33 protein-coding genes and 1 riboswitch are annotated in these 26,161 nt (G+C 45.3%); of the genes, 2 read left to right on the forward strand and 31 right to left on the reverse strand.

Features of this window, described 5'->3' with window-relative positions:
* Positions 1-88: 88 nt before the first annotated feature.
* The 7 genes from J7E78_RS29695 to J7E78_RS15015 all read right to left on the reverse strand — a co-directional run bounded on the left by J7E78_RS29695 (position 89) and on the right by J7E78_RS15015 (position 3,831).
* Positions 89-223, reverse strand: a complete 135-nt coding sequence (locus tag J7E78_RS29695) for a hypothetical protein (protein WP_285229440.1) — start codon at positions 221-223, stop codon at positions 89-91.
* Between the two features lie 28 nt (positions 224-251).
* Entirely contained in the window at positions 252-836 is a 585-nt protein-coding gene (locus tag J7E78_RS14990; protein WP_215077038.1) for a DJ-1/PfpI family protein, read from the reverse strand.
* Positions 837-896: 60 nt separating this feature from the next.
* Positions 897-978, reverse strand: a riboswitch (ZMP/ZTP riboswitch).
* 50 nt (positions 979-1,028) lie between these two features.
* On the reverse strand, positions 1,029-1,544 hold the full coding sequence (locus J7E78_RS14995; RefSeq protein WP_215077039.1) for a GNAT family N-acetyltransferase: 516 nt from the start codon (positions 1,542-1,544) through the stop codon (positions 1,029-1,031).
* A gap of 33 nt (positions 1,545-1,577) precedes the next feature.
* Positions 1,578-2,102 carry a YfiT family bacillithiol transferase gene (locus J7E78_RS15000; protein WP_215077040.1) on the reverse strand — a complete coding sequence of 175 codons (525 nt, stop codon included), beginning with the start codon at positions 2,100-2,102 and terminating at the stop codon, positions 1,578-1,580.
* Positions 2,103-2,152: 50 nt separating this feature from the next.
* Entirely contained in the window at positions 2,153-2,692 is a 540-nt protein-coding gene (locus tag J7E78_RS15005; RefSeq protein ID WP_215077120.1) for a GNAT family N-acetyltransferase, read from the reverse strand.
* Positions 2,692-2,955, reverse strand: coding sequence for a hypothetical protein (locus J7E78_RS15010; RefSeq protein ID WP_215077041.1), 264 nt, complete (start codon positions 2,953-2,955; stop codon positions 2,692-2,694). The genes J7E78_RS15005 and J7E78_RS15010 overlap by 1 nt, the downstream gene beginning before the upstream one ends.
* A 198-nt stretch (positions 2,956-3,153) precedes the next feature.
* The gene (locus J7E78_RS15015) at positions 3,154-3,831 is read right to left on the reverse strand and encodes a class I SAM-dependent methyltransferase (RefSeq protein ID WP_215077042.1); all 678 of its coding nucleotides are present in this window, start codon (positions 3,829-3,831) and stop codon (positions 3,154-3,156) included.
* Between the two features lie 181 nt (positions 3,832-4,012).
* Here J7E78_RS15015 and J7E78_RS15020 point away from each other — a divergent pair, with 181 nt between their 5' ends.
* Positions 4,013-4,786 carry a sporulation protein gene (locus tag J7E78_RS15020; RefSeq protein WP_215077043.1) on the forward strand — a complete coding sequence of 258 codons (774 nt, stop codon included), beginning with the start codon at positions 4,013-4,015 and terminating at the stop codon, positions 4,784-4,786.
* Positions 4,787-4,956: 170 nt separating this feature from the next.
* Here J7E78_RS15020 and J7E78_RS15025 read toward each other — a convergent pair whose 3' ends face one another.
* The 7 genes from J7E78_RS15025 to J7E78_RS15055 all read right to left on the reverse strand — a co-directional run bounded on the left by J7E78_RS15025 (position 4,957) and on the right by J7E78_RS15055 (position 12,795).
* Positions 4,957-6,924 (reverse strand): BglG family transcription antiterminator, encoded by a 1,968-nt coding sequence (locus tag J7E78_RS15025; RefSeq protein WP_215077044.1) that lies wholly within the window; start codon positions 6,922-6,924, stop codon positions 4,957-4,959.
* A gap of 52 nt (positions 6,925-6,976) precedes the next feature.
* Positions 6,977-9,655 carry a mannosylglycerate hydrolase gene (mngB, locus tag J7E78_RS15030; RefSeq protein WP_251035030.1) on the reverse strand — a complete coding sequence of 893 codons (2,679 nt, stop codon included), beginning with the start codon at positions 9,653-9,655 and terminating at the stop codon, positions 6,977-6,979.
* Positions 9,656-9,681: 26 nt separating this feature from the next.
* Complete coding sequence (locus tag J7E78_RS15035) at positions 9,682-10,800, reverse strand: PTS fructose transporter subunit IIC (protein WP_091033056.1); 1,119 nt, start codon at positions 10,798-10,800, stop codon at positions 9,682-9,684.
* 28 nt (positions 10,801-10,828) lie between these two features.
* Positions 10,829-11,146, reverse strand: a complete 318-nt coding sequence (locus J7E78_RS15040; protein ID WP_017689749.1) for a PTS fructose transporter subunit IIB — start codon at positions 11,144-11,146, stop codon at positions 10,829-10,831.
* Complete coding sequence (locus J7E78_RS15045; RefSeq protein WP_215077045.1) at positions 11,146-11,601, reverse strand: PTS sugar transporter subunit IIA; 456 nt, start codon at positions 11,599-11,601, stop codon at positions 11,146-11,148. Before J7E78_RS15045 ends, J7E78_RS15040 begins: the two co-directional genes overlap by 1 nt.
* Positions 11,602-11,872: 271 nt before the next feature.
* Positions 11,873-12,157: a hypothetical protein gene (locus J7E78_RS15050; protein WP_215077046.1), complete on the reverse strand. Its 285-nt coding sequence runs from the start codon at positions 12,155-12,157 to the stop codon at positions 11,873-11,875.
* Between the two features lie 68 nt (positions 12,158-12,225).
* Entirely contained in the window at positions 12,226-12,795 is a 570-nt protein-coding gene (locus tag J7E78_RS15055) for a DMP19 family protein (RefSeq protein ID WP_215077047.1), read from the reverse strand.
* A gap of 211 nt (positions 12,796-13,006) precedes the next feature.
* On the opposite strand from J7E78_RS15055, the gene J7E78_RS15060 reads away from it, so the two are divergent.
* Positions 13,007-14,167: a glycosyltransferase family 4 protein gene (locus J7E78_RS15060; protein ID WP_251035031.1), complete on the forward strand. Its 1,161-nt coding sequence runs from the start codon at positions 13,007-13,009 to the stop codon at positions 14,165-14,167.
* A gap of 76 nt (positions 14,168-14,243) precedes the next feature.
* On the opposite strand, the gene J7E78_RS15065 is transcribed toward J7E78_RS15060, so the two are convergent.
* The 17 genes from J7E78_RS15065 to J7E78_RS15145 all read right to left on the reverse strand — a co-directional run bounded on the left by J7E78_RS15065 (position 14,244) and on the right by J7E78_RS15145 (position 26,160).
* Positions 14,244-14,735 (reverse strand): NUDIX domain-containing protein, encoded by a 492-nt coding sequence (locus tag J7E78_RS15065; RefSeq protein ID WP_215077048.1) that lies wholly within the window; start codon positions 14,733-14,735, stop codon positions 14,244-14,246.
* Positions 14,736-14,808: 73 nt separating this feature from the next.
* Positions 14,809-15,471 (reverse strand): HAD family hydrolase, encoded by a 663-nt coding sequence (locus J7E78_RS15070; protein WP_215077049.1) that lies wholly within the window; start codon positions 15,469-15,471, stop codon positions 14,809-14,811.
* Positions 15,458-15,919: a GNAT family N-acetyltransferase gene (locus J7E78_RS15075; RefSeq protein ID WP_215077050.1), complete on the reverse strand. Its 462-nt coding sequence runs from the start codon at positions 15,917-15,919 to the stop codon at positions 15,458-15,460. The genes J7E78_RS15070 and J7E78_RS15075 overlap by 14 nt, the downstream gene beginning before the upstream one ends.
* A gap of 94 nt (positions 15,920-16,013) precedes the next feature.
* Positions 16,014-16,190: a YHYH domain-containing protein gene (locus J7E78_RS15080; protein WP_311517427.1), complete on the reverse strand. Its 177-nt coding sequence runs from the start codon at positions 16,188-16,190 to the stop codon at positions 16,014-16,016.
* A gap of 102 nt (positions 16,191-16,292) precedes the next feature.
* Positions 16,293-17,069, reverse strand: a complete 777-nt coding sequence (locus J7E78_RS15085; RefSeq protein ID WP_215077051.1) for a Cof-type HAD-IIB family hydrolase — start codon at positions 17,067-17,069, stop codon at positions 16,293-16,295.
* An 82-nt stretch (positions 17,070-17,151) separates the two neighbouring features.
* Positions 17,152-18,714 (reverse strand): PH domain-containing protein, encoded by a 1,563-nt coding sequence (locus J7E78_RS15090; RefSeq protein WP_215077052.1) that lies wholly within the window; start codon positions 18,712-18,714, stop codon positions 17,152-17,154.
* Entirely contained in the window at positions 18,711-19,208 is a 498-nt protein-coding gene (locus J7E78_RS15095; protein WP_215077053.1) for a PH domain-containing protein, read from the reverse strand. The genes J7E78_RS15090 and J7E78_RS15095 overlap by 4 nt, the downstream gene beginning before the upstream one ends.
* Positions 19,209-19,518: 310 nt before the next feature.
* Complete coding sequence (locus tag J7E78_RS15100; RefSeq protein ID WP_311517429.1) at positions 19,519-20,097, reverse strand: GNAT family N-acetyltransferase; 579 nt, start codon at positions 20,095-20,097, stop codon at positions 19,519-19,521.
* 27 nt (positions 20,098-20,124) lie between these two features.
* The gene (locus tag J7E78_RS15105) at positions 20,125-20,547 is read right to left on the reverse strand and encodes a hypothetical protein (RefSeq protein ID WP_215077054.1); all 423 of its coding nucleotides are present in this window, start codon (positions 20,545-20,547) and stop codon (positions 20,125-20,127) included.
* A 101-nt stretch (positions 20,548-20,648) separates the two neighbouring features.
* Positions 20,649-21,329: a zinc dependent phospholipase C family protein gene (locus tag J7E78_RS15110; RefSeq protein ID WP_215077055.1), complete on the reverse strand. Its 681-nt coding sequence runs from the start codon at positions 21,327-21,329 to the stop codon at positions 20,649-20,651.
* A 139-nt stretch (positions 21,330-21,468) separates the two neighbouring features.
* Positions 21,469-22,248 carry a hypothetical protein gene (locus J7E78_RS15115; RefSeq protein ID WP_215077056.1) on the reverse strand — a complete coding sequence of 260 codons (780 nt, stop codon included), beginning with the start codon at positions 22,246-22,248 and terminating at the stop codon, positions 21,469-21,471.
* Positions 22,249-22,356: 108 nt separating this feature from the next.
* Positions 22,357-22,500 (reverse strand): hypothetical protein, encoded by a 144-nt coding sequence (locus J7E78_RS15120; RefSeq protein ID WP_165790066.1) that lies wholly within the window; start codon positions 22,498-22,500, stop codon positions 22,357-22,359.
* Positions 22,501-22,797: 297 nt separating this feature from the next.
* Positions 22,798-23,388 (reverse strand): HD domain-containing protein, encoded by a 591-nt coding sequence (locus tag J7E78_RS15125; RefSeq protein WP_215077057.1) that lies wholly within the window; start codon positions 23,386-23,388, stop codon positions 22,798-22,800.
* 23 nt (positions 23,389-23,411) lie between these two features.
* Entirely contained in the window at positions 23,412-24,251 is an 840-nt protein-coding gene (locus J7E78_RS15130; RefSeq protein WP_215077058.1) for a GNAT family N-acetyltransferase, read from the reverse strand.
* Positions 24,252-24,304: 53 nt separating this feature from the next.
* Positions 24,305-24,760 (reverse strand): GNAT family N-acetyltransferase, encoded by a 456-nt coding sequence (locus J7E78_RS15135; protein ID WP_215077059.1) that lies wholly within the window; start codon positions 24,758-24,760, stop codon positions 24,305-24,307.
* A 21-nt stretch (positions 24,761-24,781) separates the two neighbouring features.
* Positions 24,782-25,669 carry a PhzF family phenazine biosynthesis isomerase gene (locus J7E78_RS15140; RefSeq protein WP_215077060.1) on the reverse strand — a complete coding sequence of 296 codons (888 nt, stop codon included), beginning with the start codon at positions 25,667-25,669 and terminating at the stop codon, positions 24,782-24,784.
* A complete protein-coding gene (locus tag J7E78_RS15145; RefSeq protein ID WP_251035032.1) occupies positions 25,666-26,160 on the reverse strand; it encodes a Type 1 glutamine amidotransferase-like domain-containing protein in 495 nt (164 codons plus the stop codon). Before J7E78_RS15145 ends, J7E78_RS15140 begins: the two co-directional genes overlap by 4 nt.
* Between the last annotated feature and the right edge of the window lies 1 nt (position 26,161).

Raw genomic sequence — 26,161 nt, forward strand, 5'->3', positions numbered from 1 at the left:
TCGGTTAACAGTAGGCTGAAAGATATAACCAGCATGACCTATGACAACATCTGCTTCGTCAACCATGACATAATAAGCACTGATACGTTCATCCGTCATTTTTAAAAATAAATCCCAGCGCGCAGGATACTGATCGCGTATAAACGAAGGGAATTGAATCATGATCCGTCATCATTTTCAGCACCGCTGGCTGATCAATCGCTTGAAAAAGGCGAATAGTCATCTTTTTATCCCCTACCCTTAGTGTGCATTTAGACATCTTTTAAGTTACCAGCTTCATAATATGGATACTCTAGTTTTTGTTGAACTTGAAGGACGATCTCCGTAGACGTTAACATTTCGACCAAGTATAGTCCCAGGTCAATGGAAGCCGTAACCCCCGCACCCGTTACCGTATTACCATCACGCACTACACGCGCTGAAATTACTTCTGCACAATAAGGAGTCAATAAATCATAAGCAGATGAGTTGGTAGTAGCCCTTTTTCCATTCAGGAAACCTGCTGCCCCCAACAGTAAAGCCCCGGTACAAATAGAAATTTTATAAGTGACATTCTCTGCCGTTCGGACCCATCGCATAAAATCCTCATCAAATCGAAGCGTTCTAGTTGATAATCCACCAGGAAAAAATACTAGATCAAAATCCCCTAGATGAGGTAATACTGCATCGGATTTCATTTTCAGCCCACGGTCATCTGAAATTTCCTCCTTATCTGCGCAGAATGTCCATGATACGTTTTCCTTTACTTTCAGAATCGCTAGCCAATTAACAGCTTCATAAAATCCAGCTAAATCCATGCTTGTCATTCCATCAAATAAAACAAACGCCATTTTCATTGCCGCCACCAGTCCTTTCGTTCCCTGAATAATAAATAAAGTGTTTGATCAAAAGATCAAACACTTTGCCCAGGCGTACGGCATATAATATATGTGCTCCCTCGTGGTTCACTCCACGTTTACGCCAGTCACACATAACAGATATTTACAACTAATATACATGACATCTTTCATATTGTATATATTATGAAATTATTGCGTGGCTTTTAACTTCTTCGTAAGATAAAGTACAACATCGTCGTCCATAATCGTTTCTTCACCCGGCTGAATGTAATGATCATGTTTGTGTACACCGTGACCGTCTGGTATGTACCCGCGATGGGCATATAGAACTTGCGCTTTGCCATAATCGGAAAACACACCTACACCAATGCCTGCTACATCCGTTCGTTCCAGAATAACTTCCTCTGCTCGGTCCATCAACCGTGAACCAATACCTTGGCGCTGGAACTTCATCAGCACATTAAAATCGTTAATTTCGGGAATGCCTTGTTCCCTGAAAGACGGGTAGCTGGAATTCCACAATACATTCACGTATCCGGCAAATTCTCCCTTCAACTCGGCTACCAAGGTTACGCGTTCCCCATTCTGTTGTTCAGCCAAGTAATGAAGATACTGCTCAGGGGATCTCCCCCAACCCTGCTCCTGAAACGCCTTTGATATGATTACAGGATCGTTCTCATTTAATAGTCTGATATGTACACTCATTGATGAATCCTCCTTAAAAGATATTTCTAATAGCTATATTCCCAATCTATCCCGAAGCGATGTGATGTGAGCAACATGGTGTTTGCCATGCCAAGCATACATGCCCAGATTGTAATCCAGTCTTGTCGTTTCTTCCGATGAGGGATGATAAAATTGTTTGGCATAATCTGCATCTGTCAGCGCGTTTAACAGAAACACCCAACGACGATGGAGCGCATCCAGAATCTGAAGCGAGAATTCGACATCCAGGTCTCTTGAATCACTCAGTTCAGCCCAGCGCTCTTCATAATAAGGCCGAATGGTAGGTGTATCCTCTGTCAGTGCCAGCTTGAAACGAATCATACTGTTCATGTGGCTGTCAGCCATGTGGTGAATCACCTGTTTGAGCATCCATCCACCTTCTCGGTACGGCAGACTTAATTGCTCTTCACTCAGTCCTTTAACTGCTTCTCGCGCACGTTCAGGCAGCTCAGCAATGTCCCGAATCCACTGCTCTCTCTGTGCAGGCGTAACCTCGCCGGTGTGTACAAATGGTCCTATGGGAAATCTATCGTCCATCCAGTACTCCTCCTTGTTTGTATATGATTCAAAATAATTCAAAACAGTATCTAAGTAGCATATTCCATGAGCCAACAGTCTCTCATCTGTCCTTCATGATGCTCATGTTTCTCCAACAACTTAATCTTTTGGAAACCACATTTCTCGTAACAGGATATCGCTCTCAAGTTCCAGGATTGAGGGTCCATAACCACTTTACGGGCTTGTTTTTCATTAATCAGATAAGCCAGCATGGATTGCATCAACTGTGTACCAATGCCTTTATTCCAGTAGTCTACCTCACCAATAAACTGATCCGTTCCATAGATAATCTCATCCGTGTCTCCACAACCATACTCCGTTCGTTCTTCTTCCTCAAGCTCATAGAACTGAATGTATCCAATCGGATGTCCTCCGTACTCAACGATACACCGAGTAGCATCATCCTCATGATTGTAAAAATGCTCTCTCACCTGCTCCAGATCATGCGGCCGATCACGCCCTTCATAGTATTGAAGAACTTCCGGGTCTGACAGCCACTTCACCAGATGATGTTTATCTTCAATCTTCAAGAGACGTACGGTGATTTCATCCGATTCATATACGTTCATCATTCTGCATACCCCTTAACATACTTCTGTAGAAGTTCCTTCTCTGTTAAAGATTGAGTTAACCTATCCAACTCAGGGGATGCCGTCCAATCACTCGAGGTATTCAATCCATACTTGATGGTATGTATCGCGCTATGTGCAGACATGTATATATTATGGTGGATTCCAGGTAGGACAATGATGTGCTCTCCTGCACGCATCACTCGAATCGAAAACATCTGATCGTCTCCATAACTGGCATACGCGATCCATCCGGTTTGCACCACATAAAACTCCGTTAGATGGATATGTACATGACTGTTTTGCCATGCTCCGTGGGATGAGGCAACTGTTCTGCAATAAAAACTGCCATCCTCGGCTATCATTTTATATTTCTGTTCCCCGTTCGCCATCTGCTCAAAGCTGGTTTTGACACCAGTTTTACCACATTTCTGTTCTGAAAATTCTGTGTTCAGTCGGCTTCAACTCCTTACGGCCTGCCAAATATACTTGCATTCTCTTACAGCAAGTCTGCCATTAACCTGATTCTCCTTCAGCTTGGTTTGCAGCTGTTCCTGATATTCCGACTGTGTATAATTCGGGTTTCCGGGGATATCGGAAAGAAAGAGGGCAAACTCTTTTTCATTCGAGAAAATCATGAGCGCTTCGTTAAATTCCTCAATCTTTATCTTCTCATACGCATTTTTTTCCAATCGCTCACGTACCTTCGTTATATCCGTATGAATACCAATCATAACTCCACCCTTATGCAGCAATCTCCCATGCTCAATAATGGAAGTTGGACCTCTGCGATCATAGATCAGACCGAATTGCTTATCTGCAAATGGCATCTTTTCTTTAGTGCTGACGCAAACAAATTCTACATTTGTTATCGTACTTGAATGAAGACTGTTTCGGGCTATCTTGATCATCTCTTCTGAATTATCGAACCCCGTAATGTGATCCGTATATTCCGACATTTTCAACGTAAACTCCCCATGTCCACAGCCTGCATCGAGCACGGATGTATACTGAGGCAGAAGCTTAATTAACCGCTCTTCAAAAATATCTTCAGCAGATCGACCTTCCCATGTATACAACGCTCTACCCTTATAACCGCCATTGCGCCGTGCAATCATATCGTACCATTCCATACTCATAGAGGCCCTCCTAACAAAAACTTCCTTCATCCAAAACATTCGACATAGACAAGTCGATTCTCCTGTTTGATTCGCGATATATCTTTACTGAAATTTGAAACGCTTCTCCTCCAGTTTCCGTATTAAGGTCGAAGCCGTATGTATCCCATATAATAAACCATCTGATCTGGAGGTTGAGCGCATGTCATTTTTCAAGAAAATGTTAGCCAGTGTAGGTGTTGGAGCAGCCAAAGTAAATACAGAATTGCATACACCAGAGGTCACGCCTGGAGGAATTATCTCGGGGGTTGTGTACATTGAAGGTGGAGATGTGGAACAGAACGTAGATCGAATCTATCTTTCAATCAAAACCCATTACATACGGGAGCGCGATGATCGTAAAGTAAAAGAAACAGCGGTTATAGCCAAATATTTGCTCACCGAAGGTTTCACATTGCAGCCTGGAGCCAAATTGGAGAAAGACTTCTCATTTGACCTGCCAGAAAACCTGCCTATTACGCTGCATCGTGCAGAAGTGTGGGTAGAAACGGGCCTCGATATCTCAAGCGCTGTAGACCCCTCGGACAAGGATAGATTGCATGTCGTTCCCACTAAAGACATGGACACCGTGCTGGATGCGATCGATATTCTGGGCTTCAAGCTGCGTGAAGTGACTAACGACTATGCTCCGAAATTAGGCGGCAATCTGCCATTTGTACAGGAATTTGAATTTGTACCAACAAACAAGTTCCGTGGGCATCTGGATGAGTTGGAAGTGCTGTTCTATCCGATGGGCGATTCGCTGGAGCTGCTATTACAGATTGATCGCCGTGCTCGTGGACTCAGTGGAATGTTCTCGGAAGCGATGGGCACGGATGAAAGTTTTGTCCGCCTGCATCTCTATGAACGACATCTGGAGCGGGGTGCGCATTCTGTCGCTCAAGGACTGGAAGAAGTCATTTCCAAACATATCTAATCTATAGTTTGTGTTAACGAATAAAAAACCGTCCTCTATCAGACAACTCTGATGAAGGACGGTTTTTCCCTTTTCAAAGAGGGAATCAAAAAAATTGGGGGATAACAGCGATTGGAAGGTTGTTCTTTACTCGGAGTATCCGTGTAATTATCAATGAGTGAACGTATATATTAATACACTTCGGTACTTTTCAGACTCAACGTTTCACATACAAGCTGCGCAAAGTCATCAAAGCTGTCGCAGGATCGCAGGCTTTCCAGCTTCTCCTCCTGCCGGATCAATTCTACAAACAGATCATAGATCCCCATCGCCTGTTCGTAATCCTCTTTGCAAATGGATAACATAAATACAGCATGTACTTCATTCTCCTCATCCCACGGAATCGGCTTCTCGAGCAGACATACCGATACGGTCGTACGAGTTGAACTCAGCTCCATGGGATGTGGAATGGCCATGCCTCTTCCGAGCGCGGTTGAAGCCATCTTTTCCCGCTCCTGCACAGCTGGCCAGAACTGCTCCGTCACGATTCCCTTCTCCAACAGTACCCCGCTCATCTCAGCCATAAGTGTCATTTTGTCAGGCTGATCAGACCGAAACATGAACAACTCCGGATCAAAGTAACGCAGCAGCGTCATTTCCTCCTGTTCATCACTGGTTCGCACCAGGTGAGTGATCGTTGCCATGTCGCGTTCTGATGGAATTGCAGCAATCACAGCCGATGGCTTGCCTTTGGACTCGCGTAACCGGATCGTGGAAATGACCAAGTCTTCGGGCACACTCCCCATCTCCTCGTACTCCCGCAGCGAAACTACACGTGAGACCTCCAATTCCGCAAATAAAGAACGCAATCTCGATTCAAGAATACGGGCTGTGCCATATCCTGACCCACAGACCAGCAACACGGATTTCCTTTTGCCATGAGGAATCTGGTATTTACGTTCCAATGCCGCACCAATGTGAAGAGCCAGGTAACCAATCTCGCTGTCATTAATTTCGTAAGGTACGTATGTCTGTAGCTGTTTCACTGCACTGATCGTAATCTCATAGGCCAGCGGATAATATTTACGGATATGTCCCAGCAGTGGATTCCGCATATTCATGCCATGTTCCAGCCGTGTAATCATGGGCTTCAGATGGGCATACAGATCATTCGGCAAGCGTTCATCATCACGCAGATCATAGGTGTACCGATCATAGATATGACCCAGCATCTGTTGTACAGCAACGTATAACGGGTCACTTCGAAGTCCATCCCAATCGGTAGCGGTCATCTTTTTGCTAACAATATGCAGCAACAGATAATTTCGCTCTCCAACTGGACAATGGATGGAATATAACAACTCCAGATCCTGAATAATCTGCTGCGCAAGTTGCTGGTCCTGCAGATTCGCTTCCACTTTCTCGAATTGCTCCAGTTCATACCCCTGTTTAATACGCAATACCATAACAGCCAGATGCGTAATCAGATCTTTCAGGGCCACATCTGCAATACGAACATCCTGTTGGCCTACATGGCGAATGACGATCTCGCGGATGTGCTCGGGTTCAATCGGGTACAGCAATCGTCCCTGTGCAGCTGTCATGCCTTCCGGTTCCAGTTCTTCATCTCGCGCATCGGCATATTCGGCCAGACAATAACGGAACCTTTGCTCGTCTCCAACAACCTTCACACCATGCCCCGGCTTGATCTGAAGCTGAAGCTGGTAGTTCTCCAGAATTTGACGAATGATTTTCAAATCATTGTTCATTGTTGCACGGCTTATAAACAGCTGATCAGCGAGGTCTTCCATCTTGATATGACCCGGTTCACCAAGCAGCTTGAACAATTCATAACGTATGCGTTCATCCGGTGAACCAGGTACGGGTGCGCCTGCTTGCCGATCATCCTGTCGTTCCTCCAGCAGTTCATCATACCTCTTCGCATCATTCACACGAATGGAATATCCCTGCCCACGCTTGGATTCCAGGCTCCCGCCATACCCCGCAAGGATATGATCCAGCTTTTTCAGATCATCCCGAATGGTACGTACGGTAACCTCCAGCTTGTCTGCAAGTGCTTGGCTCGTCCAAGCCTGTTCCTGTCCTTCACCATGAATGAGGTGGAACAGCTTTTTCAACCGTTTGGTGGGAAAAATCATACCGATATCCGACCTCCCTTCTGATCAAATTTGTGTATAACTAAAGTTCACCTTATATCGATACAAGTACAGTCATCAATTTACAATGTGCCAGTTCTGGCAAACGAACGACCTCTTCTCCATCGGTTAACTTCTGCTGAGGCGCAAGTGACTGTTCAGCAAGAGATACACGCTCTACATGTACAGGCTGATTAAAGTGCATGTTCACGTTTGCAGACTGTGACAAATACGGATTGAAGACACGTACAATGTATCCGTTACTCTGCTCTGCTTTCTTGAAGCTGCTTAACACCACGTTGGAATCGTCGCTGAACGACATCAGGCTGTAGTCTGTATCAAGAACACGTGCCTCATCGCGGAAAGCAAAGATCAGACGTCCGTTCAAAAAGTCGCATAGCTGATAACTGCTGATCGGTGTCAAATATTCACGTGCAGCACGCGCAACATTCGCTTCGTCGAATCCGTAAGCCTGGATATGCAGGCCAAAGGTAAAGGAGAGCTCGCCAAGCAATTGCGCGTCAGGTGTTGCTACAATTTTCTCACCGGAGGCCCGGCCGGGACGATACAACAGGTTTTCCTTACCCATGAAACCGAATGTGCGGAACAAGGTCAGGGCAATGGTATCCATTTGCTCGCCAATAATCTCATACTCACGTACACCTTCCGTCATCACAGCCATACCATGCGAACCGTTGTTCAACCCGGCATAACTCTGCATCGCTTCAATGGTGATCGGTTTCTCCTGCCATTGTTCGCGCTCCCATACCTCCACTTCTGGCAATGAGGTTGGACGAGCAATGACACCAAACGGCTGATCTGCAATAGATAGAGCGGAAGCAATGCCTGTATCAAAAAGGACACGCAGACGGTGACTGAACACCTCATTCTGCACCTGAACGTGGAAGCGGATCAGCTTCTCTCCTTTGCGAAGAGATATCTGCACCTGCATTGGCAATGCCCCCGACGTGATGCCTGCGGCGCGCTCTTCCAGATCGTAGGGAACATCCAGCGTGAAACGCAGGGATAGCGTCTGAGATACAGACGTTTGGGTCGTCGTTGTGCTCATCTGGCTGCCTGCCGAAGAAACAATCAGGTCCCGCTCTGGTGGAGAATAGTTGTAGGAATCTCCGTCATCCCCGTTATCTTCAAAGACCATTTGATCCGCATACACTTGGCCTGACCGCTTGTCCGTAATTTGCAAGGCGCCGTTTGCTTGCAGCGCAATGGTGAAATGTTCATTTTCAATCGTGTCTCCGTTACGTCGCTCAATGACAGGTGCAGCGCCCTGACTGAAATCAAAAACAATCTGGGTGTAACCCATTGCCGGGACTTCTTGCAATTCCACCAGCAGCTTCGCGCGATATACGCGTTCCGGCAGATGCACTTCGCGGCTTGGATTGAGATCGATGTGCTGTCCAAGCACATAATCGGTCTGGTCTACTTTTTCCACTATGGTGTAGGCCAGCTCGCGCCCCTTCGTATCCCGAATCACAAAGGATTCTTCCGGAATATAAGCTTCGATCTCGGTAACCCCACCTCGCACATACGGTAGCGTATTGAACAGGGTGAACGCAAATGTCTCCTCCTGCTGAATCGTTGAAGCAATCATCCGCATATGCAGGTCGAGCAGATTCAGTGCGATATCATAGGCCTGTTTGTAACGGAACGCAACGTCCTGATTCGTTGTATCGCTGTTGCAACCGCCGATGCTGTCATGTGCCGCATTCTCAAACAACAGCTTCCAGATGTCCTCAACAATGCGATGCGGGTAATCATGCCCGAGAGAATGGCTAATCGCAAGTACCGGTTCGAGCGTATTGGCGATCAGATTCTCAATCCGGTTGTTCTGCTGCTTGAGATCGGCACGGGTGGAGAAAATGGACTTGTGGATTCGCATGTGCTTGGCTTCCATTAGTTCGCCCCGAAGTACAGGCAGATCTTGACTATCCGCTTCGATCTCCGCCAGAAAACGTTCCGGTTCATTCATCACATATTCACGTGCTGTATCCAGCGCATTGAAGCGGTTAATCAACTCCGGCAGGTTCAACCGGACAGGAGCCTGATCAAACCCGTTGGGGAAATAGATATGTCTAGTGGAGGCTTTGCGTTCAAGCGCACCAATTTGTTTCTCCAGATAAGGGATCAGATCTTCCTCATTTTCCGGAATGCTACCGCCGTAGTAATACCCGAATGGCATCTGTACAGCAAATACACGACTGCCATCCGATCCTTCCCACGTAAACTCGGTATGTGGATTCGTATTATCTGATACGCCTCTCCAGAACAGGAACCGTTCAATGCCAAACTCCTGATAGATTTGCGGCATCTGTGCCGATTGTCCAAACGCATCCGGGACATAACCAACCTTCATTGCGTGTCCGTATTTTTGTGCTGTTTCCATACCATAATACAGGTTTCGAACCATGGATTCACTGGAAATAACCAATTGATCCGTCTGTGTATACCAAGGTCCAGTCATCAGTCGTTTGGATGAAACCAGTTGGCGGATCCGTTCCTCATCTTCGGGACACCAGCGGATGTAATCATCCAGCAGAGAGCCTTGTGCATCCAGCAGGTAATAATGAAATCCTTCGATATTCTCCAGTGCGTTCAATACTTCCTTGACGTGTTTGACGAGATACACTTTGGAACGGGAGGTTGTAAAATACCATTCCCGGTCCCAGTGTGTATGTGGAATCACATGTACTTTGGTACGATTTCTCTCACTCATATCTCTATATCCCTCCAGATGCTTTTTTAATCAAAAACGAGTTCGATTTCTTCCCCGTTTTTCTTCACCGAAGCCTCCTGAGTCTTGGCAGGCTGTTTCTCTTCTTCATCACGGAAGTTCACCAGCATGGTGCCTCCCGCCACGATTAATGCGCCAACAATGCCTCCGGCGAGGTACGCGATTGGAGTACCTACCGATACAGCCCCATATAAGCCGCCGATTGGTGGCATGATGATATGTGCTCCCAGCAATGCGGTCAGGGCAGCACCCGTTGCACAGGCAAACATGTTGACCAGAATCATCTTGGCAGGGTTACGCAGTGTAAACGGAATAGCACCTTCCGTGATACCGATCACACCCATAATCACTGCACCTTTTCCCGCTTCCTGATAGGTTTTGGAAAAACGTTTCTTCATCAGCAATGTCGCCAAGCCATAACCAAGCGGCGGAATGCAGATGGCAATATTAATGAAAATATTCGGCAGATAGACACCGGACAGGAACAGGGCGTTGCCTGCCATCCATGCCGCTTTGTTGACAGGTCCGCCGAGATCGAATCCGATCATCGCTCCTAGAATAATCGCAAGTAGAACGGTATTCGTTCCACTCTGGCTCATGTTTTGAACCCATGCAATGAGATACTCATTCAGTGCGCCCAGCGGGCCACCCAGAATGACCGCCATCAGAAATCCGGTTAAACCAACGGTAATCAGCGGTAAAATAATTAACGGTACCGAGCCGGCAGCCGGTCCTGTAATCTTGACTTTGTTTTTGACCCACAAGGTGATATATCCGGCAAAAAAACCGGAGATCAATGCGCCCAGGAAACCGGCGTTGGTCTGCTGTGCCAGCACCCCGCCGATCAGACCTGCGGCCAGCGCAGGTTTGTCGGCAATGGAGTACGCAATGTAACCGGACAGGACAATCGTTAATAGTCCGATGCCGCTCCATCCTACATTTTGCACGAGATATAAAATATGCAAGAATCCGCTTCCATCTTTGTACGGATCAAGATCAGTAATGCCCATTGTTAGTGCGATAATTTTACATATGGCAACGACCAGGGAACCCGCGATAATGACCGGCAGCAGATAGGAGATGCCTGTCATTAGATGTGTTTTTGCTTCACCAAACCATTTTCTCATCGTACTCTCTCCTCATGTGGAAGGTGGGTTAAGCTTGTGCGTTCACAGCCTCGACGGCTTTGGTTAATACCGCTTCTGCCTGACTTACGGCATGACCGATTTTGACACGAACAACTTTTTTATCGCCAAACCGATCCATGTCCTTCACCGTTTGATCCGCTGCAATCAGGACAAAATTCGCTGCAGCAATGTCTTCCTCCGTCAGCTTATTAACTTGTCCCATGGCTCCCTGCTGTTCCACTTTGATCTCGTATCCCAGTTGCTGAGCTGCTTTCTCCAATGCTTTGGCGGCCATCGGGGTATGCGCGAGACCTGCGATACATGACGTTACACCTACGATTTTCATTATGACACCAGTCCTTCCGTATATTGATGAAGCAACCTATATACATCTTCCGGCTGCATCGCTTCTGCGATGGCCTCTTTGAATGAATCTTCCAGCAATAAGGTGGCAAGTGAAGAGATGATTTGCAGATGGGATACGTCTACATGACCTTTAGGCACAAGGATGGCAAAAATATATTTTACCGGCTTGCCGTCATGAGATTCCCAATCAATGGGCTCCCGCAATCGAATAACCATCACTGCCGGACGTGTTACAACTTCACTCTGGGTATGGGGAATCGCAAAGTGATCCTGAAGTCCAGTGGAGTAGACACGTTCGCGTTCCCACAGATCAGCCGTAAGTTGTGCACAGTTTGTAGTGATGCTGTAACGTTCTGCCTCCGCAGATATAAAATCCAATACATCCTCTTTACTATGCAATGTCTGATCGAGATAAATCTGATTGGTTGTAATCATGATCTCTGTCTCTCCTCCTCTCTCTCTATCCAAAACGATAAGCGCTTACAAGATCATTGTAACGGATTCTTCCTTGACCTTGGATCTAGAAAATTTCCCCTTCGAAGCGGAAAAACATTAGCGCATAGATTCGAATGGAACCAGACCACATCCTGGAATGACAAAAACCCCGAGTCGGTTGACTCAGGGCAGGGTTCAGCGGGTTATACAGCAACAGGACTGTACAATGATAACCGGACAGCAGTATATCATATTTCATGGATGTCCGATCTCAAGATTGCTTTGTCCAGCGCTGTAAAGCTGATCGAAGGCCGTAATATGCAGCGGCGAGCAAAATGAATCCGGCAACAGCCATGATCATGGATGTTGTGTCCCATCGAACAAGGGTTCCAAAAGCAACCTTGGATTGCAATGGGGTACCGGAAGAAGCAGTGTTCGTCAGATCAGGTACGTAATTCATGGTCATGATCATGCCTTGAACGACATTCCAGGCTACAAAACCAATGATGAATAACAGGGTAACCAGAACGGATTCTATCGCTAATCGTTTGTTCACGCTTGTCATTTTGCCTCCTCAACTATGGTTATGAAGGATTTATTTCTTGAAACAAAATCTCTTATCATTTAATTAGACAAGAATTGCTCGATGTCCTGTTTTAGACGATCTTTATTGGCATCCACATATTGATACAGCAGATCGAAGCTTTCTTCGTTATCCGCTTGCATACTTAAATTCGCGGCTTCTAGTTCAATCTGCTGTAATACCTCATGAATCTGTTCCCCGTGTGTTTGCAGGCTTGTCGTGATATCATCTTCGGACAGGCCATTCACATGTTCTCGTAATTGCCCGTGCGTTACGCCGCTTTCGGACAACATCTGCTCTATTTTCTTCAGGATCACAGCATCTGCATCATTGCCGATCCGCTCCATCGCTGTTATGGTCTCACCCAGATACTGCCCACAGGCATTCTCAAGGAAACCGGTCATGCCGTTCATGGATAACTCCGTATCCAGATCGATGAGTAGAATGGTATCTCGCAATACTTGCGGAAGTTTCGGCCCACTCTCTCGAATCGTCGCAAATTCAGCCCGATAAAGGTCCATGGCAATACTGGCCACAACTTCTTCACCCGACATCTCATCAAGCTGATCGAGTGGTAACAATTCCTGCAGTTCTTCCTGTAACTTGTTCATCTTTCTCTGCCTCCTGTATCTCTCTGTCTATATATACGCCGACACGTTATTACATCATAGCAGAATACGCTATACAAGTTGAGCTTATGAAATTTGGTATGATGTATTCAGTTATCAGATTTACAGGGAATATCGTCAAGTTAACGTGCACTTGACCTCGGGAAAATGTTCCGCTGTTATGATCTTGGCATCACGAGTCTTGGGAGGGGTAATGATGCGCCTGGCCTTGTTCACAGACACCTATCTTCCGGAAACCAATGGTGTTGCTGGCACGCTCCACCGCTTGAGTAAGCATCTGAACCGCAAAAGAATTGAACATCTGCTGTTTACGCCGAACTCCGTCATTGAAGGAAGCCATGAGACTCCAGTCAGATCGGTTGCCAACATCCCTTTTTTTCTGTATCCCGAATGCCGCATTGCTCTACCCAACAGAGCAGATACGCACAAGCAGCTACAAGCCTTTCAGCCCGATCTGCTGCATCTCGCTACGCCATTTAATATGGGGCTGCTCGGCCTGAGATATGCGCTCAAGCATCATCTTCCGCATGTTGTCTCCTACCATACCCACTTCGATCGTTATCTCGAATACTACCGGTTAAAAAGCATGATTCCTCTCTACTGGAAATACATCCAATGGTTCCACCGTGCCTGTGATGCAACCCTAACTCCATCGCAGGAAACGTTAAACACCCTGCAAACCCAAGGCATTCAGCGTCTGAAACTTTGGTCTCGCGGGATTGATTGCAACTTGTACTCTCCTGATAAACGCAGCTCGGATATCCGTGAACGATACCACATCACCGCTCCCCTTATTCTACTCTACGTCGGACGCATTGCCCCGGAAAAAGATATTGCTACACTCACAACTACCATGCAGCAGTTGCCCAAGGAAATGCAGTCCCGTGTACACTGGATTATCGTTGGCGACGGCCCGTCTCTCCCCAAAATGCGTCTGCAATCCCCACCAAATGTCACCTTTACAGGATATATGCATGGGGAAGAACTTGCTGTTATGTATGCTTCGGCAGATCTGTTTGTGTTTCCTTCCTCTACGGAGACGTTTGGAAATGTGGTACTGGAAGCGATGGCTTCAGGTCTTCCTGTGGTGGCGGCCAATGCCGGAGGTGTAAAAGATCTAGTGTCACACCACCGCAATGGTGTGTTGTTCGAGCCAGGTCAGGCTGATGCACTGATTCGGGAGCTATGTCTCTGGGGAAATCACGGGAACCAATTGAGGATAATGGGACTGGAAGGCAGAAAGCTGGCTGAGCAGCGGTCGTGGGAGCATATTTTTGATACACTGATCGGGGATTATGAGGAAGCTATAGAACATCGGAACAAACAAACGAAAGATCGAATTATTACAGCCTGAATAGCGGATACGCTGAGCGTTAAGGTATGATACCAGAATCAGGGTTCCATTCGTCAAGACGTATTATTTAGATTACTTAAAATGATATCGTTTCCTGCATTCTGTTCCATATTACCTGTGGAGTACCCTTTAGGTCTGTTCCGCTCTGAACGTTGCCAATCCAGATGTCTTCTGCTCCCGGATGTTGTAAATAGTGCCTGAGCGTTGCTTTGATCAGAATAGACGAATGTAAGTCCAGTACCTCATCCAGCGGTATCCAGAATAACTCGCCTTCGTCCGAGGGCACAACATGTCGATGCCTCGTCTCTCCGAAATATACAAACTGCTGCCATATCTCACCACCACTAACTTCCAACAGAATATATCGAAGCCGAAAGTGTTCGACATCCTCTTGCTTGAACCCAGTCTCTTCTTCAATCTCCCGATAGCTGGCGCTCATGGGTACGTTCAGTTCCCCTTGTTCCAGATGTCCGCCAATGCCACCCCAGAATTCAAAATCAAACAATCTGCTACCCGCCTTCTTCATCATCAGCATGTCTGAGCCATTGCTCAAAAACGCTGTAGCCATCTGTCTAATCTCCATATGTTCCTCACTTTCCAGACTGTGATTATAATAATCTACTTGTTTATATAACCGTCTTCTAAAGCAGTTTCTTTAACTCACTTAGATGTTCAATCGTATGTAAAGGACCCGACGTAATGCTATCCCGCCACGGCTGGTTGACCTTCATCCAAATGGTGCTCATACCTACGCTTGCTGCTCCTTCAATATCGTTCACGGGATGATCACCAATGTAAATGCATTGCTCTGGTCTTAGACCGAAATGATCGAGCGCAAGCTGAAATATGCGTGGATCGGGCTTTTTGACTCCTGCCTCTTCTGAAACAATAATATAGTCGTAATCATCCCGAATACCGAGTTGATCGATTTTTCCATACTGAATATCGGTCTGCCCATTGGTGATTAACCCGGTCTGGTATTTCCCCCGCAGATGCTGAACCACTTCTCGCGCCTGTTCCATCAGAACTGAACTTCGCACATACTCTCTGCCATAGAACTCCATCAATTCTGCATGTGGAGGATGCTCTGCCCAAGGCAGTTCATGCAACAACTCGTTGAACAGAAATGGTTTGTCCTTATAACCATCCTGGTCGAGTTCAATGATTCTTTTGAGAATATCCTCCGTGGACTCAAGATGGGCAAAATAGGTTTTAATCAAACTCCGAGTGAAGCCGTCAAAGGTCATCGTTCTGTTCAGAATTGTATTGTCCAAATCAAAAATAACGGCTTTAATATGATCCATCTTCCTTCTCCCCCAATTCCAGTACATGCGTTACCTTCTCCATACTCGTCACTTCTCTAAATCCCAAGTTGTGATAAAAAGATCCAGCAACCGGTTGATCCGTGTGCAGAACCAGTCGAGCGTAATGATTTTCCGCTTTTTGAATAACCGCATCCATCAGCCTGCGCCCAACCCCATGTCTTCGAAATTCTCTCATCACATAAAGCCTGCGAATTCTTCCGGTATCAGTCACTTCAGAATAAGGATCTCTGTTCAGACCACAGATCCCAACCACCTTATCGTGCATTCTGCATCCAAAAAGCGCTTCATCTTCTTTCTCGAATGTATTGATTCCTGTCTCATATTCATGGACTAATCGCTCGATATGTCTGAACCCCTCACTGGAGCTTTCGGCCAGCATCGCCACTAAATCGTCATGATTCCACACCGATATCTCCTGTATCTGCATGGTGTAACCGCCTCCATCATTATAGATCAATGGTACACATGCAAACCCAACCATACATTGAATGATGGCCGGGTTTATCTTGTAAAGCTCATTCTCATTTTTTCTTTTTGTGATAGTGATAACCCGTGCACAGACCCTTTTGTTTGGATTTGGCTGAACAGTTATGTCCACCGTTCTTATCCAGTCTGCCTGGATGAGCATAAGCGGAAGAAGATACACCAACAAGTACGACAAGAGACAGGATTACGAGACAACCTTTTTCATAAGTCACCCTTCGATCAACACCCTATGCTTTAGGGTTTAATACGTGCTATATCATTCTACATGAAAATCCACAATTGGGATATCCTTCATCTTTTTCATCTGTACATTCTCATAAAATCTTAAATTGCTTCAATGCATGGGTGACCCCATCTTCACTTACCCGCAGGGTGACATAATCGGCGCTTTGTTTAATCCGTTCTCCGCCATTTCCCATCGCAATTCCGATTCCCGCATACACTAGCAGATCCACGTCATTCTCCCCATCGCCAAAGGCCATTGTTTCCTCTCTGGATATCTTCAGGTAGTCGAGAACATTCTCTGCAGCTATAGATTTGCTGACTTCGCTCGCTTCCAGCACATTCACTACATACGGATGGAATCTCACGAAACGTAAGGAAGGAAATCTGGATTGAAATTTCTCCGTCTCCGCTTCATCCGCATATAAGCAAATGCAATATACGTCCTGTTCCAACGTACTAATTTTCTGCGGGAAATCCGTGAGTCCAAGCGTATCTCTTAAGGCCTCAGTAACACGACCATCTGCTGTACACAACCCGTTCGTCTCAAATGAATCTGTAAAATATGAAATGCTATGCCCATGCAACTCGGCAAACTCACTGAATGCTCTAACCATCTGTGCTGAAAGTACAGACTTATGTATCACTTCATCACCTGCTTTGATCAATGCTCCGTTGGCCGAAATGATTATATCAATTCCGAGATTTCTGAATTCTTCGCATAAATTACAGGGCCTGCCTGTGACGAGTACGACTTGAACGCCTTTACGAATCAATTCCCTGATCGACTCAGCTGTACGCGGTGATAAACTCCGATCTATTTCGCTCAGCAACGTACCGTCCACATCAAAAAATACAGCTCTAATCAAAATGTTCTTCCTCCTCTGTCTTCAATTAAAAAGAGCAAGCACAGAATAACCTTGTTTGGTCTTCCTGCACTTGCTCTTGCAATTAACGGGTCTGAACATCTTGGGTACGTCCCATGTACCATGATTGAAATGATATCGCCGTATCCAGGGAAATGTCATGTGCCCGCTGATGCAGTACTGGTTTGGCGCGGTTTACGGTATGAATGGAAGCCACACCGAAACAACGCTGTAACACATTACGGGTGATCTGCACTTCGATGACTTTCTCACGTTTGGAGATGAAGAGTGTTGAAGTGAGTGCACCGGTTCGAAGTTGAATGAAATTCTGATGCAGAATGTATCGAGTATGGAAAAAGTCCATCACTCTGCATGTTGCAATCCACACGAGCAGAATCGCGGAAATCATCCACCAGGCATGTTTCTGCCCAAACACCAATGGTTTGAAGTACCACAGTAAACCTGTGATCATAATCCACCCCCAGCTTGGTTTGAGCAGGCGCAGCCATAGTGATATTCTTGGAAGTCTTTCCATCTCCTGTGTGACCCGATAGGATGGCAGGATCTCCTCAATCAGGGTATAGGCTTGCTTCACAGGCAGGAAGGGATAGAGCGAGTTCACCTCATGTTCGGATTCTCCCAGACTACCTGCAGTGGTCAGTTCTACTTCCGCCAGTCCAAGCAGCCTTTTCATCGGTGACTGTGTAATTTTCACAGCCTGGACTCGTTCTTTCAGGATTGAAAATGACGTTTGCTCCATCATGCCCTTCGTGATATAGATCCGCTTGCCATCCGAGGTGATTTGGAAATTGCCATATTTTACGAAGGTTCTGACTATGCCCAGAGCAATCGATATGATCAATAAAACTAAAATCATCAAACCGGCAATCCACCAGGAATCGAGCCAGGTTAATAACAAACTTTCCGTTACTTCTTCATCAGGGAAGAAGTCCTTCACCCAGGAATAGAGCGTAGCCAGGACCGGAATCAGTACGAGAAAACTAAGCGAGGTAAAGGATGCTTTGAATATGTCCTTGCGGGTGGAATGATAATGAACAACCCGTTCCTGTTTTTCTTTTGCAGGCAGAGACATGATTTCATCCGTTATAAAAGGTTCGGATTGCGCCTCTCTCTCTTCCATAGCCTGAACCGCATCCAACGTATCATGTTCCTCTGTTGCTCCTACTGTTTCTGCTTCTTCGGCCATATGACCTGCTACAATTTTCTCCAGCTGTTCCGCTTCGGAAAGTGAAACAACGTGTAACTGGAAGGTAGCATCTTCTCCCTTAATTCCGGTCTCGAATCGAATCGACGTCACCCTGAACAAACGATGAAACAGCGTTGTATGACGATTCACATTCTGGACCTTCGTATAAGGTATCGTTCTTCGGGTACGGTTAAACACACCACTATAGATATGAAAGGCTGTATCGTCTGCTGCATAACGCGAGGTGAACCACCTCAGGATCATGGACAGGATGCTAATGGAGACACCTACATAAAAAGCGATTCTTCCATAGAATATCCATTGGGACTCCGAGCCCTGACGGAAAACAAACAAAAAAAGGACGATGGCGAACCAATTCTTTACCCGTTTCCACAAGCTCCACAGCATGGTTAATGGATGATGTCGCTTCATATCGATCATTCATCCACCTCATTAATCCGCGCATAGGACGCAATCTGATGACGGAGTGCAAGCGCAACTTCCTCTGGCAATGCGGGGATTTCATGCGATGAACCCATCGTGCCAACCGATACGGAATAGAGTCCATATTTTCGCATTAAAGGTCCCTGATTTGTTGTAACCGATTGGACTTTCGCCATGGGGATGATCTGATGTACCTTGGTTAGCGCCCCACGCTTCAGTTGCAGGAACTCCTCATTCACATCATAGTACCAATGCTTGTATAACCATGACGGCTGGATGAAAATATCCCACACCGCATAGAGCACAGATATGGCCGTAACGCCCCACAAAATCCAGCCAATCCACGTCTTCCATCCATAGATGGAGTCGAGTATTAACAGTACGGCAAGGATCAGAAAACCTATTACATTCCATATGATGGCGCTAATTCTCCACAAGTTTACCGCATGAGGGGAGAGCCGTTGCTCGGGTGTCTTCCACTGAATTGACATATGTTCACTCCTTTTTTCCTCGGGTACATAAAAACACACATGATACACTGTACGAACAATCGTCCACGATTGATGCAGAAAGATTCAGTTAGTAAAAGAGATGACGCCTGTACAGTACAGGTCGCCATCTCTTTTGTTCATTTCATTTTACTTTAGTGCATGTTCAAATAGACTGGTTTTCAGTACCCAGAAGATGGGATGAAGCTAGAAATGGAGTAGCGGAGCGTAGGGAAAACTACGTGAGCAACGGACATTTCGGCTAAATTCCATATTCGATGCTGATGATGCCACCACTAGGCATCCTTCGTAATCAAAAGCGGGCTTTTTGAACAACCTCTATAAAATCCTGTACTTCACATAACCAAACCATATGATCTGTTCCTTCGCCCCAGTAGTTCTTCGCCACGACATAGGGTTCACCGAATTTGCGTTGCCACTTCTTCTGTGCGATCTGGTAACCACTATCCAGGCAGAATTGCTGGATTCCCAGCCGCTGCAGTTCAGTAACCAGTGCAAGAATGAGCGCCGAACCAACCCCCTGTCCTTGAACCTCGGGCAACACATACAGGCTACCCAGTTCTCCGATCGCGTTCAGCCGGCCTTCTGTACATTCTCGAATCTCCTTACCACAAGGTCCATACGAGATTGTGCCCACAATAACATCTCCCAGTTTGGCAACGAGGAAAAATACACTTGCTTTGATGTTGTCCTTTGATTGCAATGCAGTGTGAATCAATGCTTTCTTATGTGCTATTTCATCCTGGATATCATCCAGAAGCGAGCCTATTCCCTCTTGATCAAATGCTGCGGGAATCGTTGTCTCGAATACCCGATACACTCCCTCTACATCGGATTGCGTCATAGGTTCAATAGTAATTTTATCATCCACTAGTTCTTCTCCAATCCATATACCTTCTTAATCTGTACGTCGCTGAATTAGTCTTCTCAGTTGATTCGCATCCTGAAGAGGAATGCTATATCCAGTATGCGTGTCTTCCTCGTTTACTAACAAGCCTTGCATCTTGGGATCCATTCCTAATGAAAAATCATACCGTGTAACCGAACCATCTGCATTATTAATACTCATATTGTACTGCGTACCATAATCAAGAATACCCGGCATACGCTCTGCCTTATGTATGGCCTCCATCATGATCCGAATCTCGTCAGGTCGATCAAACATAACATCTTGGCATGGTTCCAAGGCGAGGTTGGGATTACACGTTAAAGTGATTAGTACAGGAAGCCCTTCTTCCGCGTTCGATTCATTCGGTTTGCTGCACCCTGCAATGAACGTGGCAATGAAGACTACGAGCAATATTCCTACATATCTCACCATACTGCGTGCCTCCCTGACTTAGTATTAAATAGACATAATGAACAGAGAAGTAATAAATACAGTATATAATGAAATGACTCAACTGCACGAACTATCTATATTCATATCAAGTTACGTAACTCCGGGTCCCATGAAGACAATATAGCGATCAGTCGCTCTACGGTCTCTTCCACAAATACCTGAACTCTCTCACCCGTGATTAACTCAGGAGTAATTCCCGGTTCTTCCCCATTAAGAAAAGAAAACGTGTGGTCCCGCCAGCGTACAATCTCATCAGCAGTTAAACGACCCGTTATGTCATAACCCGGTGAACTGTTGAGCACCTGCCATACCTCTTCGCTCCAACTTGAACCTTGATAGAGATTGAAATCGATCTGGTCCGTCTCCTGGTAATATAAACGCGCTAGTTCATCCTTCGATCTGCTACTGCCTGTATGTTGATCTACCTTGTTGACCCGTTCGACGAATTCAGGATGCACACTCCGGAACCAGTAATAGTCTGTCAGCACATGCATAAAGTATCCTCGCACAAACCACTTCCATCCTTCACCGGTAAGTTGGTGCATATAGAATGAGTATAGATCCTTCAGTTCACCAACGTAATCTCCATCATCTTTCGGGTTAAAATGGGTGTACTCCTTATCATCTCTGGTTGTACCTTCGCGCATATGTATGGAATCTGGGGCGATATTCCCCAGATAGAATGAACCTCGATCAGCATTCACTTGCAGCGAGTCCGCAATCAGATTAGCAATATTGAGATGAACCATGGGTAGCGGCATAGAGATGATCTCCTTTTTAACGGGAAGTATTCTACAGTATTAAGGAAAAGAAAAGATGCCACCTATTGGTGCAACGTAAGAATCACTGGAATAGTGAGACTCCGCTATGTTCCACCTTTTTTTCACCGTAGATGCTTGCTTAATCCTGTATTCTCTCCAATTGCATCCGGTCAAAGAGTTGCTCCAGATCCGTATGGTACTCCGGGTGCTCCTTCACAAGCAGACTAATGTATTCCGACCCACATTCATAGAACATTAAGCGGTTAAACGGGGCTGTGTCTCCCATATGATTGCTTTCCTGTCCAAATTTTGCCCGAATCAGATTCTCAATATAACGCGCGTAACCCTCGTTCCACTCCAACCAACTCCAGTACTCAGCTTGTTCTTCAGTTAATGAAGTAAACAACGCCTGTCTAGCTGTGTGTACTTGTGTTAGGTCTTTACTCTTCAAAGCAGACAACAATGAGTTAATCCGCTCCACAACGACTTCATCTTCATACGGAAACTCATAATCCAGTTCCCATGTTACGCGCTTCAGTTGGTCCATTTTATGCTTAATCTGGAGACGGTTCACGATCCGCTCATCATATTTCTCATATACATAACAATGAACATATTCATGGAATAGATAGACTTTCTGCTCCAGATCTTTGAACGCTGCATCTGTTACAATTGAACACATCCGTCCGTCCATATGATGCACCGGCATTGCGGCAAGGCATTCATCTGGAATATATAAATCGTCCGGTACTGTCCTCACCCACTCGTATTGTTGCGTTTTGGACGAATAATCATAGATATATAATAAAGCTTCATAGGCTACAACCACTGGATAATGTTCTGCAAACAAAGGATGTATGCTGACCAAGTCTTTCTGAAGCTCGTTTAACTCGTTAATTTGCTCTAAAAAAGCATCCATTTCATTAACCCTCTCTTTACTGGATTGATGCGTTAATCATACTAGATTAGGAAAGATAAAACACTGAGAGAAAAATGATAATTCTGTTCGAATGTGATCTGGTGAACGTTAGAACCGCTCTCCGCGTTTCTCATACAGGTAGATATCCAGTGCCTGAATCCCACGCCGGGCCAGCTTAATAAACAGAATCAGCGCATACACGCCCAGTCCATATAACAACACATTAATCAACATTAGAAATATCGTAATCATAATTGTTAATCCTCCTATGAACCTATTAAATTATCACTCCCTATTCTAGCATATTTTACCTCAGTTAACTTTTTTGGTAGATGTGAGAGTCGCTTAGCGTGCTTATTGGTTGAAAAACGAAAAAATCTTCCACACCCATTTGTGAAAGGTGGAAGATTTTTAATCCGGATACAGCTAGTTAGTTCTGATATATCCTGCCTTCTTCAACACATATTCCGTAAACGGATTGATCTCAGGGATCGGCTGATTCAGATCAAAATATCAGAGTTCCAGCCCTTCTACGTATAAAACGTATCCTTATAATTTGGTCAAGATTCCCTGATCCACAGATTTCTGAATAAGCTGCTGCGCATACTCCCACAATGTTTCGGAACCGTTCGCAATCTCACGGTTTCTGTTTAATACCTGATCACTTGTAATGTTATATTTCTGCCACGTATCTCCCTCATTCTGATGATTGTGGATCAGAGGCTGCAACCGATCAAGAGATGAGGCAAATTGTGCTTCAGGAGTCTGCTTTGCTTCAAACTCTAACCATAATTGGAGTAGTTCTTCAGCCTGTTCCTTAGGCAACATACCAAACAGCCGATGAGCTGCTTTGAGTTCACGATCATATTTATCCGTGTGTCCCACCGTATCATAAGCGAACGTATCTCCGGCATCAATCTCGACCAGATCATGAACGAGAAGCATCTTAATGACTTTGAGGATATCCACATCCTTGTTGGCATGACTCTGCAAAACCAAGGCCATCATCGCCAGATGCCAGGAATGCTCTGCATCATTTTCAAGTCTCTCACCGTGCATAATTCTCGTCTTTCGTTCAATCGTTTTGAATTTATCAATCTCAATGAGAAATTGAATCTGATCCTGTAATGATTCGCTCACAGCACATCCTCCTTCATATCCATCTACGTGGATAGATCGTACCAGTAAACTCTATAGTTAAAATCCAGTGACATCCCCACACCTTGTGCCAGACGAATTGAGCCCGCATTATCCGGTGAACAATCCCAATACGGATGTATGCCTACACGACCGCATTCTTCCACAAAAGCTTTGGCCACCATCGCACCATAATTCCTTCTTCTGTAGACTTCAACCGTCTCAATATCAACCGCATGTGTCTGATCTGCAATAAATGCCGAGAGGCAAACACTAGCGATATCATCATTATGCACTGCAATATAGCCAAAACCATATTGTAAAAAATCATCTATTGTAGTCCAGAAGTGAGAGATTTTATCCATCAGAAATAGAGAATTGTTGTATCTTTTCTCTCCTAATATCACTTCATCTATCCTGATAATTCTGACTTCCTCGTCCTGTGAAGTACATATGTCGAGAGGTACTTGCTGACTTATCAGATTTGGATTCAATTTGTATACATGCTGAATATCACTGGAGATATCTCTTTTCCCCGAGATGTGCTGAAGAACATCTTCCCAAGCTTCGTCCACCACACCAATTTCAACAGCATGAATATGTAAGTTTAATAATTCAGGTTCAATACGTTCCCGCATGTACTCTTTCAATTCATTCAGAAAGGGCTCACTTCGAGAATCTCCGATCAACTGAAAACCAGATTGTCCATGTATCCAAATTAGTGCTGCTGTTATATTCTCTGCATCATCTACATAGATCCGTCCCGGGTTCAAGCCATACGCCACCGCTTTGACTTCAATATTCTCACATGAGTCCGTGAGATGTTTTACTTTATGGAATTCATGTTTATTAATCTCGGTAATCATAGGTTCATTCCTCCCGAATTCAAGACAAAGCCCTAAAGCGTGTGTAACCTCTATTAAATCTTATATTCATAAATTCGCGTCTCTTTATCATTAAGCAGGTATCCTTTACCAATATAGGCCCAGTTATTTTTTTCATAATAATCAGTCAGATCAGTACACAAATACAGCTTGTCATACCCTTTTGCTTTCACCTCATTTAATGCATGGGTCTGAAGTTGTCCACCCAGGTTCTGGCCCCGATATTCTGGATCAATATGAAGACACGCAAACCAGGGAAAGAGATCCTGCCTGCTATTCAGATCACTTCGTAACAAAGCATACCCACCAATAATTCGGTCTCCGTCCAGCATCACATAAAATCTTGGTACATCACTATCTGTCTCCACAGAACGCTCTATACAATCCCGATAGAAATGGAAGCTTGATTCCGAGCCCCATTGTTTCCAGAAATACTGTACTGCTTCTTGCAGCACGTCCGGCTTCTGCCGAATATCAAAAATTTGCAACATGTTATTCTCCCTTTAGTTTTATTACAACTCAACGTCAAGTTCTCGCACAAAAACAGCCGTCCCCTTCATTCTGACATCCATATCCTCACCATCCCGAATCACACTCACTTGAACCTTTCCATCTCTTCCAATCTCATGCCCTTGCTCTACCACAAACTGTACCTCATCGATCTCCGGTTTCACATAGGTTAAATAATAAGCACCCATCACCCCGGAGGCTGTTCCAGTCACTGGATCTTCCGTAGTACCAGAGTAAGGTGAAGAGAAATGTCTGGCATGCATCATCGCATCAGAATCACGGGTTTCGAAACAAAAGGGGTGTAGGGAAGCTTTGGGATTCTCAATTAAAATTCCTGGGAACAAGGAAGAATCCGGTTTCATTTTAATAAAAGAGTTCAATTCACGTATCGGGATTAATAACGTCCAGGTTCCCGTACTTCCATAAACGATTGGCGTAGAAAGGTCAACATCATCCAGAGTTAAGTTTATTGTACTTAGCAGCTTCGCGATATCCCCCTGGAACGGTATAAACTGTGGCTGATCCTGTTTCATTTCCATGTAAATGGTGTCGGCATTGGGCTCAAATCGTATGGGTAATATACCTACCTTGGTTTCAATCGTGATTAACTCTTTGTCACTCAACATCCCACGCGTTTTCAAACCATACTGTGATGCCATTGTGGCATGACCACACAGATTAATCTCATGACCCGGTGTAAAATAACGTAATCGGACGTCAGCTACTTCAGAGTTCAACACAAATACCGTTTCATTAAAACCGACCTTATAAGCGATCTGCTGCATCTCCGTCTCACTGAAATGATCCGCATCAAAAACCACTCCTGCCGGGTTACCTTGACCGGGAACTGTAGAAAAAGCATCATAATGATAGACCGTAATATTACTCATGAAACAGACCCACTCTCTCTGTAATCTATGAGACGCACATTTCCATATAACTCTACGCTCTCACCATCAATTACAACACCGCCACCATCTTGGCATGCATAGACCGCCGTACGGTTAACGCGCGTATACTCTCTTAATGAATTCAGGGTATCTTCCGAACCATCCCAATGCGGTGCAAATTCTAAATCAACGAGCCCCAGTGCTTTCATATCTTTCAGATCTACATTGTTTTCATCTGCATCTTCCCCATACCCAGCTATATCTATCGTAGGTGTAGTCAGAATACTGCCTGCGCTGACCCCGATGAGAATGCCGCCACTCTTCACATAGGAACGCAGCAAATCAAGCACATTTCTCTTCTGGAATAAACTTAGAAAATAAAACGTATTTCCTCCGGATAGATGAATCGCATCACATTCGAAAATAGAGCCAAATATGCTCTCCTCATACTCCAGATCAAGATCGTAATATTGAATGTTATCTATTCCCATT

The sequence above is a fragment of the Paenibacillus polymyxa genome, assembly GCF_018614975.1.
GTDB classification, from domain to species: Bacteria; Bacillota; Bacilli; order Paenibacillales; family Paenibacillaceae; genus Paenibacillus; species Paenibacillus polymyxa_E.

What these genes read in the sequence shown, in the direction of transcription:
- J7E78_RS29695 (WP_285229440.1), bottom strand. Translation starts at nt 223, where the DNA reads ATGACTATTCGCCTTTTTCAAGCGATTGATCAGCCAGCGGTGCTGAAA.
- J7E78_RS14990 (WP_215077038.1), bottom strand. Translation starts at nt 836, where the DNA reads ATGAAAATGGCGTTTGTTTTATTTGATGGAATGACAAGCATGGATTTA.
- J7E78_RS14995 (WP_215077039.1), bottom strand. Translation starts at nt 1,544, where the DNA reads ATGAGTGTACATATCAGACTATTAAATGAGAACGATCCTGTAATCATA.
- J7E78_RS15000 (WP_215077040.1), bottom strand. Translation starts at nt 2,102, where the DNA reads ATGGACGATAGATTTCCCATAGGACCATTTGTACACACCGGCGAGGTT.
- J7E78_RS15005 (WP_215077120.1), bottom strand. Translation starts at nt 2,692, where the DNA reads ATGAACGTATATGAATCGGATGAAATCACCGTACGTCTCTTGAAGATT.
- J7E78_RS15015 (WP_215077042.1), bottom strand. Translation starts at nt 3,831, where the DNA reads ATGAGTATGGAATGGTACGATATGATTGCACGGCGCAATGGCGGTTAT.
- J7E78_RS15020 (WP_215077043.1), top strand. Translation starts at nt 4,013, where the DNA reads ATGTCATTTTTCAAGAAAATGTTAGCCAGTGTAGGTGTTGGAGCAGCC.
- J7E78_RS15025 (WP_215077044.1), bottom strand. Translation starts at nt 6,924, where the DNA reads ATGATTTTTCCCACCAAACGGTTGAAAAAGCTGTTCCACCTCATTCAT.
- mngB (WP_251035030.1), bottom strand. Translation starts at nt 9,655, where the DNA reads ATGAGTGAGAGAAATCGTACCAAAGTACATGTGATTCCACATACACAC.
- J7E78_RS15035 (WP_091033056.1), bottom strand. Translation starts at nt 10,800, where the DNA reads ATGAGAAAATGGTTTGGTGAAGCAAAAACACATCTAATGACAGGCATC.
- J7E78_RS15040 (WP_017689749.1), bottom strand. Translation starts at nt 11,146, where the DNA reads ATGAAAATCGTAGGTGTAACGTCATGTATCGCAGGTCTCGCGCATACC.
- J7E78_RS15045 (WP_215077045.1), bottom strand. Translation starts at nt 11,601, where the DNA reads ATGATTACAACCAATCAGATTTATCTCGATCAGACATTGCATAGTAAA.
- J7E78_RS15055 (WP_215077047.1), bottom strand. Translation starts at nt 12,795, where the DNA reads ATGAACAAGTTACAGGAAGAACTGCAGGAATTGTTACCACTCGATCAG.
- J7E78_RS15060 (WP_251035031.1), top strand. Translation starts at nt 13,007, where the DNA reads ATGATGCGCCTGGCCTTGTTCACAGACACCTATCTTCCGGAAACCAAT.
- J7E78_RS15065 (WP_215077048.1), bottom strand. Translation starts at nt 14,735, where the DNA reads ATGGCTACAGCGTTTTTGAGCAATGGCTCAGACATGCTGATGATGAAG.
- J7E78_RS15070 (WP_215077049.1), bottom strand. Translation starts at nt 15,471, where the DNA reads ATGGATCATATTAAAGCCGTTATTTTTGATTTGGACAATACAATTCTG.
- J7E78_RS15075 (WP_215077050.1), bottom strand. Translation starts at nt 15,919, where the DNA reads ATGCAGATACAGGAGATATCGGTGTGGAATCATGACGATTTAGTGGCG.
- J7E78_RS15090 (WP_215077052.1), bottom strand. Translation starts at nt 18,714, where the DNA reads ATGATCGATATGAAGCGACATCATCCATTAACCATGCTGTGGAGCTTG.
- J7E78_RS15095 (WP_215077053.1), bottom strand. Translation starts at nt 19,208, where the DNA reads ATGTCAATTCAGTGGAAGACACCCGAGCAACGGCTCTCCCCTCATGCG.
- J7E78_RS15105 (WP_215077054.1), bottom strand. Translation starts at nt 20,547, where the DNA reads ATGGTGAGATATGTAGGAATATTGCTCGTAGTCTTCATTGCCACGTTC.
- J7E78_RS15110 (WP_215077055.1), bottom strand. Translation starts at nt 21,329, where the DNA reads ATGCCGCTACCCATGGTTCATCTCAATATTGCTAATCTGATTGCGGAC.
- J7E78_RS15115 (WP_215077056.1), bottom strand. Translation starts at nt 22,248, where the DNA reads ATGGATGCTTTTTTAGAGCAAATTAACGAGTTAAACGAGCTTCAGAAA.
- J7E78_RS15120 (WP_165790066.1), bottom strand. Translation starts at nt 22,500, where the DNA reads ATGATTACGATATTTCTAATGTTGATTAATGTGTTGTTATATGGACTG.
- J7E78_RS15130 (WP_215077058.1), bottom strand. Translation starts at nt 24,251, where the DNA reads ATGATTACCGAGATTAATAAACATGAATTCCATAAAGTAAAACATCTC.
- J7E78_RS15135 (WP_215077059.1), bottom strand. Translation starts at nt 24,760, where the DNA reads ATGTTGCAAATTTTTGATATTCGGCAGAAGCCGGACGTGCTGCAAGAA.
- J7E78_RS15140 (WP_215077060.1), bottom strand. Translation starts at nt 25,669, where the DNA reads ATGAGTAATATTACGGTCTATCATTATGATGCTTTTTCTACAGTTCCC.
- J7E78_RS15145 (WP_251035032.1), bottom strand. Translation starts at nt 26,160, where the DNA reads ATGGGAATAGATAACATTCAATATTACGATCTTGATCTGGAGTATGAG.